Raw genomic sequence first — 16,087 nt, 5'->3', positions numbered from 1 at the left:
CGATACGACGAAGCGGCAACGAAAACGGGCCGCACCCCAGGAGGATGCGGCCCGCTTCGGCGACAGATGGCGCGGATCAGAACCGGCCGGTCAGCTGCACGCCATAGAAGCGCGGTTCGGCAGGAATGAAGGTCGGGTTGCCGAAGCCGCCACCGGTGTTGCCGGCATCGAGCAGATAGCGCTCGTTGGTGGCGTTGCGGACATAGCCGGCGATCTCGTAGCGGCCATCGGCGAAGCTTGCACCGGCCTTGACGTTCACCAGCGTGACCTTGTCCTGCGAGATGGCTTCCTTGTTCGGCACCTCGAAGAAGATCTTGCTGCGATAGGTGACGCTCGGCGTCGCGAACAGGCGCACGCCGCCGCCGACGGGCGCGTCGACGGTGAAGCCGGCGGCCCATTGCAACTTGGGCTGCAGGCGGAAGCGATTGCCGGCATAGATGCCGTTCGACGCCTTGTCGTCGATGCCCCCGTCGATATAGCCGGCATTGGCAAATAGCGTCAGCCAGCGCGCAGGACGCAGCTGCCCTTCGGCCTCGAAGCCCAGATTGCTGGCCGAGCCGGCGCTTTCGGTGACGCTGGAGCCGACCGGGCGACCCGACGGATCGTCCGCATCCGTGACCGTTCGGCTGATCTGGAAGTTATCGTACTTCTGGTAATAGACGCCGATCGAGCCGGTGAACATGCCGCGCGACAGCTTGGCACCGCCCTCATAGTTCCAGACGGTTTCCTCAGGGATCAGCGACACGCTGGTCGCGGTCTGGTTCACCGTCGGCGAGCGACGGCCCTTCGAGATCGTCGCATAGAGGTTGAGCGCATCGCTGACGCGATACAGCACGTTGAAGCGCGGCAGGAACGCCTGGAAACTATCCTGCGACCAGAGCGTGCCGTTGGTCGTGACCTGGCCCGGGATCAGCGGCGCCTTGCTCAACACCGAGTTCGGCGCGACCGAGACATAGCCGGACTTGCGCTGTTCGATCAGCGCGCGGATGCCGGCAGTGAGTTCAATCCGGTGCGTCGGAATCCAGGTAACTTCGCCGAACATCGAATACTGGTCGTTAACGCCCTTGTTCGTGAAGATCGAGCGATAGGGGATCTGCGTGAACGCGCCGCCGGTCAGTGCAGCGGTCGCCTGCGCTGCGGTCACCACGCCTTGCGAATTGACGCAGCCGAGGCCGGGGATGAGGTTGGCCGCGCACTGGAGGTAGATGCCCTCCTCGGTCGAGAACGGCACTTCCTGGCGATTATTCTCATGGAAGACGTTCCAGCCGAAATTGGCGCGGACGTGCTCGGCCGTGTAGGCAAAGCGCGATTCATGGCTGATCTGCGAGCCATAGGCGCCCTCGGCGAATTCCAGCCACCAGGCAGCCGAGCCATCGGCATCGAAGATTTCGAGCGAGTTGAACGCGCGATAGCCGTTGACGGTGGTGAAGCTCCAGCCATCGCCGAAATCGTAGCTTGCGGTGAGATTCACGTCATACACGTCGCGGGTGAGGCCCAGCTTGTTGGCGCCCAGCGCCTCGCCCGACAGCGGCGAACCCGACAGATTGGCCTTGCCGAACGGATCGGCCGGACCGGCCGAGGTGGCATATTTGCCCGAGATGAATGGCGTGCCGCTGTTGCGCTGACGATCATAGGTGCCGATCAGATCGACGGTCAGCGCATCGGTTGGCGTGTAGCGAACCGAAGCGCGCAGGCCGAGCTGGTTCTGCGCGTAGAGATCGTCCTGGGTGGACGACAGGTTGGTGACATAGCCGTCGCGCTTCTTCCATTCCCCTGCGATGCGCGCGGCGATGACGTCGTTGCCGATGTTCAGATGGCCGCCGACGACATAGGCGTTGTAATTGCCATAGCCTGCGGTGATCTCGCCCGAGACGCCCGGTTCGGGGCGCGCCGAGATGATGCTGATCGCGCCCACGGTGGATGCGGTGCCGAACAGCGTCGCCTGCGGCCCCTTCACCACCTCGACCCGGTCGACGTCATAGATCGCCTGATAGGCGCCGCGCGACCGCGAGATATCGATGCCGTTATAGTAGAGCGTGACGCGCGCCGCCTGCTGCGACGAGCCGCTGTCCGAGGTGATGCCGCGGATGACGATGCCGGGGTTGTTGGCGCTCTGCTCCTGGATGTTTAGGCCGGGAACATAGTTCGACAGTTCGTCGAGATCGTCGACGCCCAGTCGCTTCATCTGCTCCTGCGTCACCGCCGAAATCGTAATCGGCACGTCGCTGAGCTTCTGTTCGATCTTCTGCGCGGTGACGATGATGTCGGTCGATTCGACTCCATTATCCCCATTTTCCTGCGCGTGTGCGGCCGTTGCCGATGCCGAGGCGAGCAGCGCGACGATGAATGCGATCCTGTTGTTTTTCACGGCTTGTATCTCCCTGTGTCGGGGGCCCGTTCGCCGCCAAATGTGAAACCGTGACTGCGCAGCTGCGTCGGATTTGTTGCAGATGCGTAAAATCCTGTGGCAGACCTGCTGCACGCCCTGTCGGATCGTTTGACACCGGCGCGCGCCGCGCCTATATCCTCGCTCTGACCCTCTGATCGGGAAATGGGACGCCGTCGCGCAGCGCTCCGGACGAATGGATCACAGGGCCTCTGAAGACGCTGAAACGCTGACGAAGCCCCTTCCGGGACTCGTTCGGCCTTTCTGCGTGTTGATGCACGTCCCGGCCCCGGATGAGGGGCACCAGATTTTCGGCTGACGAGGCAACAAACACCCATGGCAACCAAGGCAATCGAGGGCGGTCGCGTCAAGCGTCGCATCCGCAAGGTGTTCGGCGATATCCACGAAGTGGTGCAGATGCCGAACCTGATCGAGGTTCAGCGCGAATCCTACGAACAGTTCCTGCGGTCCGATCCCTCGATCGGCTATGTCTCCGGCCTCGAGAAGACGCTTCGCAGCGTGTTCCCGATCCGCGACTTTGCCGGCACCGCCGAGCTCGACTTCGTGAACTACGAGCTCGAGCCCCCCAAGTTCGACGTCGAGGAGTGCCGTCAGCGCGGCATCACCTATGCGGCGCCGATGCGCGTGACGCTGCGCCTCATCGTGTTCGAGGTCGATCCCGATACGGAAGCCCGGTCGGTTCTCGATATCAAGGAGCAGGACGTCTACATGGGCGACATGCCCCTGATGACGGGCAACGGCACCTTCTTCATCAACGGCACCGAGCGCGTGATCGTCAGCCAGATGCACCGGTCGCCGGGCGTGCTGTTCGACCATGATCGCGGCAAGACGCATGCGTCGGGCAAGTATCTGTTCGCTGCTCGCGTGATCCCGTATCGCGGCTCGTGGCTGGATTTCGAGTTCGACGCCAAGGACATCGTCAACGTCCGTATCGACCGCAAGCGCAAGCTGCCGGTCACCAGCCTGCTCTATGCGCTGGGGCTGAATTCGGAAGAGATCCTCAACTATTTCTACAACCGCGTCACCTTCCTGCGCGGCCCGAACGGCTGGCAGATTCCGTTCCAGGCGGAGAACTGGCGCGGCCAGAAGCCGATGTTCGACATCGTCGACGCCAAGTCGGGCGAGGTCGTGTTCCCGGCCGGCCAGAAGATCAGCCCCCGCGCAGCCAACAAGGCGGCGAAGGACGGGCTTGAGACGCTGCTGATCCCGACCGAGGAAATCTTCGGCCGCTACAGCGCCTATGATCTGATCAACGAGCAGACCGGCGAGATCTACATCGAGGCCGGCGACGAAGTGTCGCAGGAGAATCTCGAAAAGCTCGACAAAGCGGGCATCGATCGCATCGACCTGCTCGACATCGATCACGTCACCACCGGTCCGTGGATCCGCAACACGCTCAAGGTCGACAAGGCCGAGGAGCGCGAGCAGGCGCTGTCCGACATCTATCGCGTGATGCGCCCCGGCGAACCGCCGACGCTCGAAACTGCGGAATCGCTCTTCGCCGGCCTGTTCTTCGATCCGGAGCGCTACGACCTCTCGGCCGTGGGCCGCGTGAAGCTGAACATGCGCCTGGGCCTCGACACCCCGGACACCGTGACCACGCTTCGCACCGAGGACATTCTCGAGGTCGTCAAGACGCTCGTGAACCTCAAGGACGGCAAGGGCGAAGTCGACGACATCGACAATCTCGGCAACCGCCGCGTCCGTTCGGTGGGCGAACTGCTCGAGAACCAGTACCGCGTCGGCCTGCTCCGCATGGAGCGCGCCGTGAAGGAGCGCATGTCGTCGGTCGACGTGTCGACGGTGATGCCGAACGACCTGATCAACGCCAAGCCTGCGGTCGCCGCGGTGCGCGAGTTCTTCGGTTCGTCGCAGCTGTCGCAGTTCATGGACCAGACCAACCCGCTCTCCGAAGTGACGCACAAGCGTCGCGTCTCGGCGCTCGGGCCGGGCGGTCTCACCCGCGAGCGTGCTGGCTTCGAAGTGCGCGACGTTCACCCGACGCACTATGGCCGTATCTGCCCGATCGAAACGCCGGAAGGCCCGAACATCGGTCTGATCAACTCGCTGGCCACCTTCAGCCGCGTCAACAAGTATGGCTTCATCGAGACGCCGTACCGCAAGATCGTCGACGGCAAGGTGACCAACGAGGTCGTCTATCTGTCGGCGATGGAAGAGCAGAAGCACACGATCGCGCAGGCGTCGGCCGAGCTGGACGAGAGCGGCGCGTTCGTCGAGGAACTCGTCTCGGCCCGTCAGGCCGGCGAATTCCTGATGGCGATGCGTGACCAGGTGACGCTGATGGACGTGTCGCCGAAGCAGCTCGTCTCGGTCGCCGCCTCGCTGATCCCTTTCCTCGAGAAGGACGACGCGAACCGCGCGCTGATGGGCTCGAACATGCAGCGTCAGGCCGTGCCGCTGGTGAAGGCGGAAGCGCCCTTCGTCGGCACCGGCATGGAAGAAACCGTGGCACGCGATTCGGGTGCTGCGATCGCGGCGAAGCGTTCGGGCATCGTCGACCAGGTCGACGCGACCCGCATCGTGATCCGCGCGACCGGCGATGTGGACGCCAGCGAAAGCGGCGTCGACATCTACACGCTGATGAAGTTCCAGCGCTCCAACCAGTCGACCTGCATCAACCAGCGCCCGCTGGTGAAGGTGGGCGACGTGGTGCAGGCCGGCGACGTGATCGCCGACGGCCCGTCGACCGAGTTCGGCGAGCTGGCGCTAGGCCGCAACGTGCTCGTCGCGTTCATGCCGTGGAACGGCTACAACTACGAGGACTCGATCCTGATCAACGAGCGCATCGTGAAGGACGACGTGTTCACGTCGATCCATATCGATGAGTTCGAAGTGATGGCGCGCGACACCAAGCTCGGGCCGGAAGACATCACCCGCGACATTCCGAATGTCGGCGAGGAAGCGCTGCGCAACCTCGACGAAGCGGGCATCGTCTATATCGGCGCCGAAGTGGAGCCGGGCGACATCCTGGTCGGCAAGATCACGCCCAAGGGCGAAAGCCCGATGACGCCGGAAGAAAAGCTTCTCCGCGCCATCTTCGGCGAAAAGGCCAGCGACGTGCGCGACACCTCGCTGCGTCTGCCGCCGGGCGTTTCGGGCACGATCGTCGACGTCCGCGTGTTCAACCGTCACGGCATCGATAAGGACGAGCGTGCCCTGGCGATCGAGCGCGAGGAAATCGAGCGCCTGCGCAAGGACGCCGACGACGAACGCACCATCCTGAATCGCGCAACCTGGTCGCGCCTGCGCGAGATGCTGCTGGGTCAGGTCGCCACCGGCGCGCCGAAGGGCCTGAAGAAGGGCGTCACCATCGACGAGGACCTGCTCGACAGCGTCGACCGCCACGAGTGGTGGAAGTTCGCGGTGCAGGACGATGCCATGCAGGGCAACCTGGAGGCGGTGAAGGGCCAGTATGACGAGGCCGTGAAGCGCATCAAGGACAAGTTCGAAGACCGCCGCGAGAAGCTGGAGCGGGGCGACGAGCTGCCGCCGGGCGTACTGAAGATGGTCAAGGTGTTCGTCGCGGTGAAGCGCAAGCTGCAGCCGGGCGACAAGATGGCCGGCCGCCACGGCAACAAGGGCATCATCAGCCGCATCCTGCCGCAGGAGGACATGCCGTTCCTGGAGGACGGTACCCCGGTGGACTTCGTGCTGAACCCGCTGGGCGTGCCGTCGCGCATGAACGTCGGGCAGATCTTCGAGACGCATCTGGGCTGGGCCGCGCGCGGCCTCGGCAGCAAGATCGGCGATGCGCTGGACGCTTGGCGTGCGGCGAACCCCGATCCGCAGGCCGGCGAGCCGCCGGAAGCGGTGAAGGAGATCCTCAAGACCGTCTATGGCGACAGCTATGTCGACGAGCTCGAGAATCGCTCGACCGAGCAGCTGGTGGAACTGGCGCAGAATGTCCGCACGGGCGTTCCGATGGGCACCCCGGTGTTCGACGGCGCGGTCGAAAAGGACGTGGCCGACATGCTGAAGCTGGCGGGGCTCGACGAGTCCGGTCAGGTGACGCTGTTCGACGGCCGCACCGGCGATGCGTTCGACCGCAAGGTCACCGTGGGCTACAAGTATGTGCTCAAGCTGCACCACCTGGTCGACGACAAGATCCACGCGCGTTCGATCGGGCCGTACAGCCTCGTCACCCAGCAGCCGCTGGGCGGTAAGGCGCAGTTCGGCGGCCAGCGCTTCGGTGAAATGGAAGTGTGGGCGCTCCAGGCGTACGGCGCGGCGTACACGCTCCAGGAGATGCTGACGGTGAAGTCCGACGACGTGGTCGGCCGCACCAAGGTCTACGAAGCGATCGTCAAGGGCGACGACACCTTCGAGGCCGGCATTCCGGAGAGCTTCAACGTGCTCGTCAAGGAAATGCGCTCGCTGGGCCTGAACGTCGAATTGAAGAATGCCGAACTCGGCTTCGACGACGACGGCGTGCAGATCGCGGCGGAGTAAGCTGTCAAACTCCCTCTCCCCCTGGGAGAGGGAGGGAGCCGCCAAAGGCGGCGGAAGGGTGAGGGTGAACGCGCTGCACCACCCTCACCTTCCCACTCGGCTCCGCCGAGCGGGCCCCTTCCTCTCCCAATGGGAGAGGAGAACAGAATTCAGAAGAGGGTAGTAACCCATGAACGAACTTACGAACTTCGCGAACCCGCTCGCCAAGCCGGAAACCTTCGACCAGATCCAGATCGGGATCGCGTCGCCGGACCGTATCCGCAGCTGGTCGTTCGGCGAGATCAAGAAGCCCGAGACGATCAACTATCGCACGTTCAAGCCCGAGCGTGACGGCCTGTTCTGCGCGCGCATCTTCGGTCCGATCAAGGATTACGAGTGCCTGTGCGGCAAGTACAAGCGCATGAAGTACAAGGGCATCGTCTGCGAAAAGTGCGGCGTGGAAGTGACCGTCTCGAAGGTCCGCCGCGAGCGCATGGGCCATATCGAACTGGCCGCCCCGGTTGCGCACATCTGGTTCCTGAAGTCGCTGCCGAGCCGCATCGGCCTGCTGCTCGACATGCAGCTCAAGCAGCTCGAGCGCGTGCTGTACTTCGAGAGCTACATCGTCACTGAGCCGGGCCTCACCCCGCTCGAGAAGTTCCAGCTCCTCACCGAGGACGAACTGCTCGACGCGCAGGATGAATATGGCGAGGACGCCTTCTCCGCCGGCATCGGCGCGGAAGCGGTCAAGATCATGCTCATGGATCTCGACCTCGAGGGCGAGCGCAAGGAGCTTCTGGAAGAGCTGGCGACGACCAAGTCGGAGCTGAAGCCCAAGAAGATCATCAAGCGCCTCAAGGTCGTCGAGAGCTTCATTGAATCCGGCAACCGCCCGGAATGGATGATCCTGGACGTCGTGCCGGTGATCCCGCCCGAACTGCGTCCGCTGGTGCCGCTGGACGGCGGCCGCTTCGCGACGTCGGATCTCAACGATCTGTATCGCCGCGTGATCAACCGTAACAACCGCCTCAAGCGTCTGATGGAGCTGCGCGCGCCGGACATCATCGTCCGCAACGAAAAGCGCATGCTGCAGGAAGCCGTCGACGCGCTGTTCGACAACGGCCGCCGCGGCCGCACCATCACCGGTGCGAACAAGCGTCCGCTCAAGTCGCTGTCCGACATGCTCAAGGGCAAGCAGGGCCGCTTCCGTCAGAACCTGCTCGGCAAGCGCGTCGACTATTCGGGCCGTTCGGTCATCGTGACCGGTCCGCAGCTCAAGCTGCACCAGTGCGGCCTGCCGAAGAAGATGGCGCTCGAGCTGTTCAAGCCGTTCATCTACGCCCGTCTCGATGCCAAGGGTCTGTCCATGACCCTGAAGCAGGCGAAGAAGTGGGTCGAGAAGGAGCGCAAGGAAGTCTGGGACATCCTGGACGAAGTGATCCGCGAGCACCCGGTGCTGCTGAACCGCGCGCCGACGCTCCACCGCCTGGGCATCCAGGCGTTCGAGCCGGTGCTGATCGAAGGCAAGGCGATCCAGCTCCACCCGCTGGTCTGCTCGGCGTTCAACGCCGACTTCGACGGTGACCAGATGGCCGTCCACGTTCCGCTGAGCCTCGAGGCGCAGCTGGAAGCGCGCGTCCTGATGATGTCGACCAACAACATCCTGTCCCCTGCAAACGGCAAGCCGATCATCGTGCCGTCGCAGGACATGGTGCTGGGTCTCTACTACATCTCGATGGAGAAGGAGAACGAGCCGGGCCAGGGCATGATGCTCGCCGACATGGCGGAAGTGCATCAGGCGCTGCAGGCCGGCGCGGTGACGCTGCACAGCAAGATCGTCAGCCGCGTTCCGCAGACCGACGAGAACGGCAACAGCTACCTCAAGCGCTACGAGACCACCCCGGGCCGTATGCTTCTGGGCGAATGCCTGCCGAAGAGCCACAAGGTGCCGTTCGACGTCGTCAACCGCCTTCTCACCAAGAAGGACGTGGGCGACGTGATCGACGAAGTCTATCGTCACACCGGCCAGAAGGAGACCGTGCTGTTCGCCGACGCGATCATGAGCCTCGGCTTCCGCCACGCGTTCAAGGCCGGCATCTCGTTCGGCAAGGACGACATGATCATCCCGGACGCGAAGGAAGCGCTGGTCGAGGAAACCAAGGCCCTCGTGAAGGACTTCGAGCAGCAGTATCAGGACGGCCTGATCACGCAGCAGGAGAAGTACAACAAGGTGATCGACGCCTGGAGCCGTTGCGGCGACCAGGTGGCCGCGGCGATGATGGACGAGATCAAGTCGGTCAAGTTCGACCCCGAGACCGGCCGTCAGATGCCCGACAACGCCATCTACATGATGGCGCATTCGGGCGCCCGTGGTTCGGCGGCGCAGATCAAGCAGCTTGCCGGCATGCGCGGCCTGATGGCCAAGCCGTCGGGCGAGATCATCGAAACGCCGATCATCTCGAACTTCAAGGAAGGCCTGACCGTTCTTGAATACTTCAACTCGACCCACGGTGCCCGTAAGGGTCTCGCGGATACCGCGTTGAAGACGGCGAACTCGGGCTACCTCACCCGCCGCCTTGTCGACGTGTCGCAGGACTGCGTCGTCATGGAGGAGGATTGCGGCACCGAGCGCGCGCTGGAGATGAAGGCGATCGTCCAGGGCGGTTCGACCATCGCCTCGCTCGGCGAGCGTATCCTGGGCCGCACCACGGCCGAGGACATCGTCGACACCAAAACGGGCACGGTCGTGATCCCGATCGGCACGCTGCTCGACGAACCGATGATCGCGCAGATCGAGGCGCTGGGCGTGCCGGCCGTCAAGATCCGCTCGCCGCTGGTCTGCGAAGCCAAGCTGGGCGTGTGCGGCAAGTGCTACGGGCGTGACCTTGCCCGCGGTACGCCGGTCAACATCGGCGAAGCCGTCGGCGTCATCGCGGCACAGTCGATCGGTGAACCGGGCACGCAGCTGACGATGCGTACCTTCCACATCGGTGGTGCAGCGCAGCTCAACGAGCAGTCCAACCTCGAAGCGCCGGCCGACGGCACGATCGAGTATCGCGACCTGCGCGTGATCGAGGACCAGCGTGGCCGCCGCGTCGTGCTGAGCCGCTCGAGCGAGATCGCGATCGTCGATATGGACGGCCGCGAACTGGCGGTGCACAAGATCCCTTACGGCGCGTACGTCATGTTCGAGGACGGGCATGTCGTCAGCAAGGGCGACCGGATGGCCGAATGGGATCCGTTCACCATGCCGGTGATCACCGAAAATCCTGGTATCGTGAAGTATCAGGACCTGATCGACGGCAAGACCATGACGGAGCAGGTCGACGAAGCGACGGGCATAGCCCAGCGCGTCGTCATCGAGAACCGCGGCGTCGGCAAGTCCAAGGAGGATCTGCGTCCGCGTCTGACCCTTACCGGCGAGAGCGCCGAAGAGGCCGGCCGCTACATGCTGGCGCCGGGTGCGGTGCTCTCGGTCGAGGATGGTGCGCAGGTCCGCGCCGGCGACGTGCTTGCCCGTGTTGCCCGCGAATCCGCCAAGACCCGCGACATCACCGGCGGTCTGCCGCGCGTCGCCGAGCTGTTCGAAGCGCGCAAGCCCAAGGAAAATGCCATCATCGCCAAGGTCTCGGGCCGCGTGGTGTTCGGCAAGGACTACAAGGCCAAGCGCAAGATCGGCATCCAGCCGGAGGACGGCGGCGAGGTCGTGGAATATCTGGTCCCGAAGTCGAAGGTGATCGACGTTCAGGAAGGCGACTACGTCAAGCGTGGCGACAACCTGATCGGCGGCTCGCCGGATCCGCACGACATCCTGGAAGTGCTCGGCATCGAGCCGCTGGCCGAATACCTCGTCAGCGAAATCCAGGAAGTTTATCGACTGCAAGGCGTGAAGATCAACGACAAGCACATCGAGGTGATCGTTCGCCAGATGCTGCAGAAGGTCGAGATCACCGATGGCGGCGACACCACGCTGCTGGCGGGCGAACAGGTCGATCGCGAGGAGATGGACGACATCAACAGCAAGCTCGAGCCAGGCAAGGCCCCCGCACAGGGCAAGCCGATCCTGCTGGGCATCACCAAGGCGTCGCTGCAGACCCGCAGCTTCATCTCGGCCGCGTCGTTCCAGGAGACCACCCGCGTCCTCACCGAAGCGGCGGTCCAGGGCAAGAAGGACACGCTGCTCGGCCTGAAGGAGAATGTGATTGTCGGCCGTCTCATCCCCGCCGGTACCGGTGCGGGCATGAACCGTCTGCGGATCGCGGCCACCTCGCGGGACGCGGCGCTTCGCGTCGCCCAGCGCCGGATGCAGGAAGCGACGATCATCGCGCCTGCAAGCGCCGAGGAAGAGCATGCCGCCGAGCTGGCGCGCAACCCGCGCGATGCCGTGGGCACCGGCGACGATCCGCTGGGTTCGGTGGCCCCTTCGGGCCACGGCACCGATGCCGATGCGGGCGAGTATCTGAACGAAGCCGAGTGATCGGCGAGACCAGAACTCGACAAAGTGACTGAACCGGACAAGCCGTCGCCCAGCCAATGGGCGGCGGCTTTTTCGTTACGGGCGCGGCCGACGATGCCGCCAACCCGACAGCGAGTGAATATATTACGCGTTGGTAATTAGTTGTCGTGCATTGCTTCTATAATGCTGCAGATGACGTCCCAGCGCCTCCCCGCCATCCAGGAAATCGGATTGGCCGCCATGGTGGCAGCGACCGGGCTTTCGAGCGCCTATGCGTTCGACTTCATTCACGGCCAGTCCGCTGAAGAAGTTCACCTACAGCAGATCGAGCTCGCCGAACTGGCGCTGTTGGGTGCGCTGTATCTCGGCATGCTGATCGTCTATCTGGTCCGCACGATCGGACCGAACCATTCGCGCCGGCAACGCTCGAGCGGCACGCAGGCGACGCAACTGGCGACGGATCGCGACTTGCTGACGGGGTTGGCCAACCGCCAAGGATTTGAAGCGCGCGTCGCCGCCGAGTTCGCGGCGATGCCCCTGCCCGGCCAATCGCACGCATTATTCCTGCTCGAGATCAAGCGCATTCGATCCGTCGATCAACACCTTGGCCATGCCACCCGGGATGCCGTTCGGCGCGTGGTCGCCAAGCGGCTTGCGGCGGCGGTGCGGGGCAGCGACTGCACGGCGCGTCTGAACGGCGACCGGTTCGCCGTAATCTTCACGGCAATCGATGGCGAAGGCGCCGCGGAGGCGATCGCCAGGCGGCTGTGCGACGCGATCGAGGCGCCGATCGAGATCGGTCGGCACATGTACGGGACCGCCTTGGGGATGGGCATGGTCCTCAATCGTGGCCAAGCGTTCATCGCCGACGAATGGATGCGCCGCGCCGAGGTTGCGCTCGACACCGCCAGGCGCGTCGGCCGGCATCCGTGGGCCTTCTACACGCCCTATCTCGGTCCCGGGGCAGCAGGCCGATAGGGACACATGCGTCGTTGAGCGGCGGCGGCAGAGAGACGTCCGCCCGTCGCTACATCGCGACGATGCGATCGCCCAGCCGTTCGGCCTCTTCGCGATCGTGCGTGACCAACAGAATCGGCAGACCGGCCTCATCGCGCAGTCGTTCGAGCAGGCCCATGATCTCCTCGCGTCGGGCGCGGTCCAGCGACGCAAGAGGCTCGTCCAGCAGCAGAAAGTCCGGTGCGGACAGCAGCGCACGGCCGATCGCCACCCGCTTGGCCTCCCCTCCCGAAAGCGTGCGTGGCCATCGATCGAGCAACGGCGCAATGCCGAGCAGCTCGACCGTCTCGTCGAACCGCGCCCCTGCCCCCGGTCGCCGGCCATAGGCCAGGTTGGCGCGAACGCGCAGATGCGGGAACAGTCGCGGCTCCTGAAAGACATAGCCCGCGCAGCGCGCCTCGGGCGGGAGATCGATCCCGCCATCAGCGTCGAACAGCGTATGGTCGCCGATACGCACATACCCCGTATCGGGCTTCAGCAGCCCTGCCACCATGTTCAAGACGCTGGTCTTGCCGCTACCCGAGGGACCGAACAGGACCGACACTCCCGCACCCGGCGCAACACGGCAAGCGATGGTCGCGTCGCCGACGCGTCGGCTGATCTCGATATCAAAGGACATGCGTGCCCCGCCCCATTCGCCGCGCCAACCATTCGGACGCGACGAGCGCGCCCAGCGCGACAAGCACCGAAATACCGGCCAGCCGCAGCACCTGCGCCTCGCTGCCGGGCACCTGCAGCGCCGAATAGATGGCTAGCGGCAGCGTCTGGGTTTCGCCCGGCACGTTCGACACAAAGGTGATCGTCGCCCCGAATTCCCCGAGCGCGCGCGCGAACCCGAGCACCGCCCCCGCGATGACGCCGGGCATCGAAAGCGGCAATGTGACCGTGCGGAACGTACGCGCCGGACTGGCACCGAGCATGCGGGCTGCCTGTTCGAGCCGCCGGTCGATCGACTCGATCGATAGCCGGATCGCCCGAACCATCAACGGCAGCGCCATCACGCCCGCCGCAATCGCCGCGCCCGTCCAGCGGAACAAGACGGTGGTACTCAGCCAGCGTTCGATCAGCGCACCGAGCGGCCCGGCCGGCGCAAAAGCGAGCAGCAGCACCCATCCCGTGACGACAGGCGGCACGACCAGCGGCAGGTGAATCAGCGCGTCGAGAAACAGCTTGCCCGGGAATCGAGCCCGCGCAAGCAGCCATGCCAGCGCAAAAGCCAGGGGGAGCATCGCGAGCACCGCCACGCCACCGACCTGAAGCGACAGCGTGACGATCCCCCACTCCTCTGCGCTCAGCATGCGTCGGCGCGGCTCATTGCGGCGAAAAGCCGTAGCGCGCGAAAATCGCCTTGCCGGCACGCGACAACAGGAAGCGGCGAAATCCCTCGGCCTCCGGGCTGCGCGATGCGCGCAGGCGCGCGACCGGATAGCGAATGGGCGGGTGGCTGGCCGCCGGAAACAGACCGGCGACGCGGACCCGGTCAGACGCACGCGCATCGGTGGCATAAACGATCGAAAACGGCGCCGCGCCACGTTCGACCAGCGCCAGCGCGGCGCGAACATTCTCGGCGCGCACGACGTGCGGCTGCAACGACCTCCATGCACCCAGCCGGACAAGCGCTGCCTTGCCATAACGTCCTGCCGGCACCGCGTCGGGATCGGCCATCGCCAGCGGCCCCCTCCCGATCATGCGCACCAGCGCCGCGGCGTTTGCGGGATCGACATCCCGCCGGTCGCGTACCGGGACGGCCAGGACCAGCCGGTTGGCGAGGAACGTCTTGCGGGTACCCGGCAGGACGCGCCCCGCTTTCTCGACAGCGTCCATCCAGGGCTCGTCGGCGGAGACAAACAGATCCGCCGGCGCGCCCGCGATGATCTGCCGCGCCAAAGCCGAAGACGCGGCAAAGGACAGGATCGGCCGCGCATGCCCGGCGCGCATCCACGCATCGGCTGCCGCATTCATCGATTCCTGAAGGCTCGCGGCCGCGAGCACGAGCGGCGGCCGGGACGTCGCAGCGGCGGCCGAACGCGGTGACGCGAGCGCAAGTGCCGCCAATCCCGCCAGCATGTCGCGTCGATCCAGCGTCGAAGCCATTCGCGGCAAACCTCTTTTCGCCTGCAGACGGCTCCGGTTCGGCGCCTCGCGCGCCGGTGTCAAGGCGGGCACGGCAATATCATCCGCCGTCAGGCGTCGGCCGACGCCGCACTACCCGCAAAAAAGAAAAGGGGCCGGCGCCTTGAGAGACGCCAGCCCCAGGGGTCGAAAGCTTGACGATCAGGCGGCCTGAAGGGCGCCTGCCGCACGATCGCGGCGACGCCGCATCATGGCACCGGCTGCGCCGAAGCCGAGCAGCATCGTGCCCCAGGTCATCGGTTCCGGCACGCCCGTGACATCACGGAAGATCTGCGCGGTGTTGATCGTGTAGCCCATGTTCTGAAGGACATCGATGTTGATGTTCCAACCGATCGCGTCAAACGCCGCGAGGTCGGCCGCCGTGATCACGCCCATCTCGCCGTAGCAGAAAGTGGGATCCATCACGCCGACCTGATTATAGCCATCGCAGCCGCCAGCCGCGCTGGCCGTGTCCTTGAAGTGCGAAGCCTGACGGCCATCGCCATTGTACCGGCCGGTCGACATATAGGCGTCACCGCCGAACACCGTCGCGCCGCCATCGATCGAAAAGTAGGACGCGGTACCCACCGACCAGTCGAGCGTGCCCGGCGCACTGTAACGGAACAGATCAAGGATGTTGCCGACGGTCTGGTTGTCCCAGTTGAACGACGACGCCCGGCCCGGGCCGTTGGGAGTGAGATAGTAATCATAGGTATCGACGCCGCTCGTGAAACCGAGCGCATGGCCCATTTCGTGGATCGCGACGCCGATGAAGTCCATGTAACCGCTGGAGATGCCATCGGTCGGGTCGAAGTCGAAGTTGAACGCCGAGCTGAAGGTGATGTTGGCATCGGTGGTGGGCGCGACATTGTAGCCCAGCGCCTTCAGGTTCGCCGCCGTGCCCGAAACGGTTGCGTTGTCACGGGTGTCGTTGCTGTCGAACACCTTGGCGGTGCTGAGCTGACCGACGCCGCCAAGCGGTCCGTTGCGGACCATGTCGATCGTGCCGATCGAGCCGAAGCCCGCAACAACCGTCGAGCCCGTAATCGTCGGGGTGTAGAGGCCAGCGTCGAGCGCGCTGTTGCCGCCGAACGCCAGGGCATCCTTCACATCTTCGATCGCGACCGAATATCGCGTCGAACCCGTCGAACCGATGATGCCGTCGCCCAGCGCACTGTAACCCACGCCCAAGTTTACGGTCACGTTGGTCGTGATCACGCTTTCCCAATAAGCCGCTGCAATGCGGAAGCCGACTTCCGATTGAGAACCGATTACCCCGCCATTGTCGATGAGGTTGATCTTCAGCTGCGCATGCGCCGGTGCTGCTGCGCAGGCGATCGCAATTGCCGCCGCACCCATTGCGGCCGCGCGTTTGAACATAGTGATGCTCATTGGTTTCCCCCTTCATGGCGCGACCCCTCGCGCCATGAACAGAGTTAACAGTTTGTTACCGTAATGCGTCAAGCGGCATTCGGCACATTGCAGTGCAATACAGCTGGCGAAATGCGACCAACCGAATAATTCTGCCACGTTTCGGGACAGAATTATAGATGATATAACATCAAATGCTGCGTTGAACACCTTCGTTTCGGCAACAGCGATTCGCTCCGCCTGAAACGGTTATTGGGGAAGAGGCGGCACGGCGA

The 16,087-nt window shown here is 64.4% G+C and carries 8 protein-coding genes; 3 read left to right on the top strand and 5 right to left on the bottom strand.

Features of this window, described 5'->3' with window-relative positions; translation table 11 throughout:
- Window positions 1–76 precede the first annotated feature (76 nt).
- The gene (locus ACX40Y_RS15520; protein WP_459120473.1) at window positions 77–2,368 is read right to left on the bottom strand and encodes a TonB-dependent receptor; all 2,292 of its coding nucleotides are present in this window, start codon (window positions 2,366–2,368) and stop codon (window positions 77–79) included.
- A gap of 354 nt (window positions 2,369–2,722) precedes the next feature.
- Between ACX40Y_RS15520 and rpoB the strand changes: the two genes are divergently transcribed.
- The 3 genes from rpoB to ACX40Y_RS15505 all read left to right on the top strand — a co-directional run bounded on the left by rpoB (window position 2,723) and on the right by ACX40Y_RS15505 (window position 12,290).
- Window positions 2,723–6,877, top strand: coding sequence for a DNA-directed RNA polymerase subunit beta (gene rpoB / locus ACX40Y_RS15515; RefSeq protein ID WP_459120472.1), 4,155 nt, complete (start codon window positions 2,723–2,725; stop codon window positions 6,875–6,877).
- A gap of 169 nt (window positions 6,878–7,046) precedes the next feature.
- On the top strand, window positions 7,047–11,333 hold the full coding sequence (rpoC, locus tag ACX40Y_RS15510; protein ID WP_459120471.1) for a DNA-directed RNA polymerase subunit beta': 4,287 nt from the start codon (window positions 7,047–7,049) through the stop codon (window positions 11,331–11,333).
- A 141-nt stretch (window positions 11,334–11,474) separates the two neighbouring features.
- Window positions 11,475–12,290, top strand: a complete 816-nt coding sequence (locus ACX40Y_RS15505) for a GGDEF domain-containing protein (protein WP_459120470.1) — start codon at window positions 11,475–11,477, stop codon at window positions 12,288–12,290.
- A gap of 49 nt (window positions 12,291–12,339) precedes the next feature.
- Here the strand turns inward: ACX40Y_RS15505 and ACX40Y_RS15500 are convergent, their stop codons facing one another.
- The 4 genes from ACX40Y_RS15500 to ACX40Y_RS15485 form a co-directional block, all read right to left on the bottom strand.
- Window positions 12,340–12,948, bottom strand: a complete 609-nt coding sequence (locus ACX40Y_RS15500; protein ID WP_459120469.1) for an ATP-binding cassette domain-containing protein — start codon at window positions 12,946–12,948, stop codon at window positions 12,340–12,342.
- Entirely contained in the window at window positions 12,938–13,627 is a 690-nt protein-coding gene (gene modB, locus ACX40Y_RS15495) for a molybdate ABC transporter permease subunit (protein ID WP_459120468.1), read from the bottom strand. The genes ACX40Y_RS15500 and modB overlap by 11 nt, the downstream gene beginning before the upstream one ends.
- A gap of 13 nt (window positions 13,628–13,640) precedes the next feature.
- Window positions 13,641–14,423: a molybdate ABC transporter substrate-binding protein gene (gene modA, locus ACX40Y_RS15490; RefSeq protein ID WP_459120467.1), complete on the bottom strand. Its 783-nt coding sequence runs from the start codon at window positions 14,421–14,423 to the stop codon at window positions 13,641–13,643.
- 180 nt (window positions 14,424–14,603) lie between these two features.
- Window positions 14,604–15,833, bottom strand: a complete 1,230-nt coding sequence (locus tag ACX40Y_RS15485) for an NF038122 family metalloprotease (protein WP_459120466.1) — start codon at window positions 15,831–15,833, stop codon at window positions 14,604–14,606.
- Window positions 15,834–16,087: the final 254 nt, after the last annotated feature.

It is taken from the genome of Sphingomonas sp. RS6 (assembly GCF_054489705.1).
The sequence above is the reverse complement of the archived record's forward strand: the minus strand, read 5'-3'. Positions and strand labels throughout refer to the sequence as shown.

What these genes read in the sequence shown, in the direction of transcription:
- ACX40Y_RS15485 (WP_459120466.1), bottom strand. Translation starts at nt 15,833, where the DNA reads ATGAGCATCACTATGTTCAAACGCGCGGCCGCAATGGGTGCGGCGGCA.
- ACX40Y_RS15500 (WP_459120469.1), bottom strand. Translation starts at nt 12,948, where the DNA reads ATGTCCTTTGATATCGAGATCAGCCGACGCGTCGGCGACGCGACCATC.
- modA (WP_459120467.1), bottom strand. Translation starts at nt 14,423, where the DNA reads ATGGCTTCGACGCTGGATCGACGCGACATGCTGGCGGGATTGGCGGCA.
- rpoC (WP_459120471.1), top strand. Translation starts at nt 7,047, where the DNA reads ATGAACGAACTTACGAACTTCGCGAACCCGCTCGCCAAGCCGGAAACC.
- modB (WP_459120468.1), bottom strand. Translation starts at nt 13,627, where the DNA reads ATGCTGAGCGCAGAGGAGTGGGGGATCGTCACGCTGTCGCTTCAGGTC.
- rpoB (WP_459120472.1), top strand. Translation starts at nt 2,723, where the DNA reads ATGGCAACCAAGGCAATCGAGGGCGGTCGCGTCAAGCGTCGCATCCGC.